Origin of the sequence: Bacillus sp. EKM202B (assembly GCF_011066025.1) — a bacterium.
Lineage (GTDB): Bacteria > Bacillota > Bacilli > Bacillales > Bacillaceae_G > Bacillus_A > Bacillus_A toyonensis.
In genome coordinates, this window is sequence record NZ_JAAMNK010000087.1 from 1 (window position 1) to 950 (window position 950).

Sequence of the window (950 nt, forward strand, 5' to 3'; positions counted from 1 at the left end):
AGTTTTTTAACCTTAGCATCTTTGTTTATATTTCGTTCTTTCATACCATTAGAAGCTACAAAAAGCTCTTTTAAACCAACATCCACACCAATCGACTCATGGGTTAGTTCTTGGAATTCAAAGGATTCTTCAAACCCTACACAAATCCACCAGTGACGACCATCAAAGGTAACTCTTGGATTTGATGTTTTTTTGTTCCTTGGTAGTTGTTGGCTTGTTTTCACTTCTCCAATAGACTGAATATGAATTACTTTTTTTCCTATAATCAGTCTTTCATAATTGGCATAAAATCCCTGGGTTAAATCTTTTTTAGATTTATAAGAAGTGTGAAAACCATTTTTGTACTTTTTGAACGAATTTTTCCTCGCCGTATCAAAATCTTTTGAAGCCTGTTTAGGAACTTGTGCGTTGATGTCATTTAACCACTCATATCTCTTTCGCTTCTTGATCTTTGTAAATCGTTTCTGTAAAGCTAACTGTGAAACAGATTTTCCAAATAGCTTATAGTATCTATCACTCATTCTTTTACAATAGTTATAAGCGAATCTTGCAGCGCCAGCATGGTTTCTAAGCACTTTTTCTTGTTCAGGCGTTGGAATTAGTCTGACTTTCTTCGCCAATATCATCAGAAGCCTACTCCTTTACTGTGCGATTATTCGGACACTCACCTTTTAGATACTGAAAGATGGATTCCTCTGAATAGTAGCGTGTTCCACCAGCATTCTCGTAAGACTACTCGGATGCAAACCTGTTAATTCTGATACTTGACTAACTCGTAAAAATTTCATTATTATTCTTACCTCATTGAACCTACAATAGTACGTATGTTCGATATATTCAATGAGGTTTGATAGATTTAATTAAATTTATCTCGTTCAACTAAGGGCGCAATTCCTTAGCCAGTTCTCTTATGAACTTCTCATGTTTTCACATGAGCGCAGACTATATGT

1 protein-coding gene is annotated in these 950 nt (G+C 35.2%); it reads right to left on the minus strand.

The window, feature by feature from the left end:
* Positions 1-626: RNA-guided endonuclease InsQ/TnpB family protein (locus G9F74_RS29390; RefSeq protein WP_165406427.1), on the minus strand; the 626-nt coding region annotated here is incomplete at its 3' end.
* Positions 627-950: the final 324 nt, after the last annotated feature.